At 46.7% G+C, this 2,188-nt stretch carries 2 protein-coding genes; both read right to left on the bottom strand.

Features of this window, described 5'->3' with window-relative positions; all coding sequences use genetic code 11:
- Nucleotides 1-37 precede the first annotated feature (37 nt).
- Complete coding sequence (locus AC1DUA_RS34815) at nt 38-190, bottom strand: hypothetical protein (protein WP_477504088.1); 153 nt, start codon at nt 188-190, stop codon at nt 38-40.
- Nucleotides 191-197: 7 nt separating this feature from the next.
- Nucleotides 198-2,188: LPD38 domain-containing protein (locus tag AC1DUA_RS34810; RefSeq protein ID WP_477504087.1), on the bottom strand; the 1,991-nt coding region annotated here is incomplete at its 5' end.

Here is a 2,188-nt window from a genome sequence, read left to right as displayed (position 1 = left end):
ATCTTGTCCTCCTTGGAAACAAATAAAAGAGCCACCCCTAAGGATAGCTCTCGTACTGATCTGCATCATATGTTTGAACCTCTTCGTAATCCGAACCCCGACCTCCACTAGGGCTTCCGCCCCCCATTAACCAGAGATTCAGTAAAATGACAACGATGACGATTAGAGTATTACCCACCTTCTGACTCACTCGGCACCTACTTCCCCAAGCTTTTAGATGCTATATCATTCATTTTACCATCTATAGCATCCAATTTAGAACGTTTGTCCTGTGCAGTTATTGCACGGTCACTTTGTATTCGCTTGTACTGATCCATCAACTTATCGATGATAGCCTTTGAGTTTTTCAGACGCGCATACTCATTAACATTCTCAAACTTGGATCGGTTTTTGTCAGCAGAAGCTTTTTCTTTGCTGAGTTGATCCCACTTATCATAAAAGTCTTGGCGAGCCTGACCACCGCCCGATGTCGTTGCAAGGAAGCCAGATACTGGCGGACGCTCGTACCATTCCTTCTGTGGCGGCTGTATTTCCTTTTCGCCAAGAATTACTTTAAGCAGCTGATCTAGCCCACCAACTCCGTATTGACCCAGACCAGCCGTATAACCTTTGATCGTATTGTCAATAATTCGAGGGCTTGCTGCATTCGATTCATCCAATCCAGGAATCATTGACACACCCTTACCAATCATCTTGGCCGTCTCACTCGTATACATTCCATACTGGTCTTTCTTCTCGAGACGTTGCTCTCCTTGTGGAACGACAGGAGCATTGCGAAAGAATGAATGATTGGTCAGTGCCTCAAGTAACGGTGTCAGCGCTGAAATCATTACAGGAGGGGTGAACGACTCCAGTAGTGTTTTCCCGTATTCTTTATAAGCTTCCGGATCGTTGTCAGCCATCCAACGAAGTACTCGTTCTGTGCCTGTAGAGAAAATCATGCCTGCCTCGAATGGCTTCGGAATACGAGCGAATTGATCTGTCCCAGGGATCGGCACGATGAAGAAATTATCCTTTTGATATTGAGGTATGTTATCGAATACTTTCTTCTGATCCTCAGGCAGGTTGTTCACCCAGTAATGTAAACCGATTGTTGGGAGCACTAGAGTCGTAAATGCACGACCTAAAAAATTAGCTTTCGTCTTCCAATCTTTCAGGCCATCCCCCCAAGCAGATCTCCTCATTTTATCCGTACCTTGGATAGCTGCATTTAGGAAGGCAACTGCTTTATTGGCTTGCCGGATTGCACTGCCTGCGCGGTTAAAGTCCATCAGATCACGTGCCGTRTACGCAGCCTCTTCCAAGTCACCTGTCTTTTTCAGTGTCTTGTTAAATGCCCCGACCTTTGTAGATAACTCTGACACTTCAGCAGCCTTACGCAGACCGCCGATGACTGCTTTTGTTGGAGTGATTCCAGAAAGCAGTTTTGCCAGCTCTTTAGGACTTGTTACGATGTTGAGCGATTTATCTTTGAAACTCTGCCGGAATACCTGTTCCATAGCTTCCCGTGTCGCGTCTCGATCAAGTGACATCATCGTGCTCATTGCACCGCCGCTGGATAGGAATTGGTCAAAAGTCTTTGTCTTACCGATTACGTGCCCCAGACCTTTAAAGAAGTCTATTGGATTAAAACCGTACTTCGTGCTATTAATTGTGGCACCTACAACGTCACGCATAGCATTTCGAAGGGTGAACTCTGGTGTTAGAGTAGCACCAGCACGCAGGATAGATGCTGCGCTCCCTAAGAACTTGATTAGTGAGTTCGTGGACTCAGCATCCAACGAGAGCATCGCGTTATACAGCTCAGCATCGCGGATCTTGTATGCTTCCTTTTTGCCCTTCTGCCATACAGAAATGATATGCTCGTTCCCTGCGCTGCCGCCTGGTCCAACATGCTCTACCCATGTACCAGCGCTGTTCACCTTCGCCAATTCAGCCAGCTGCAATCCTGTTTTGTTCTTGGCCGCGGCATTCATGACCTTGAAGGTATTCAGTACCATGCTCTCCATCGGATTAATGATGGTTCGTGTTGAACCTTCCTCGGACATCTTCTTGATCGGGTTAGTTACATTGGCAAAAGCTTTTCCTGCCCCGTATCCACCGTTCTTAAAGCCTGCCTCAACATCATCTTCGAAATGACGAAGGAAAGGAACATAGTTCGGATACTGCTTCCGCATATCTCCGACTG

This window comes from Paenibacillus sp. 01T422 (assembly GCF_056398785.1).
The sequence above is the reverse complement of the archived record's forward strand: the minus strand, read 5'-3'. Positions and strand labels throughout refer to the sequence as shown.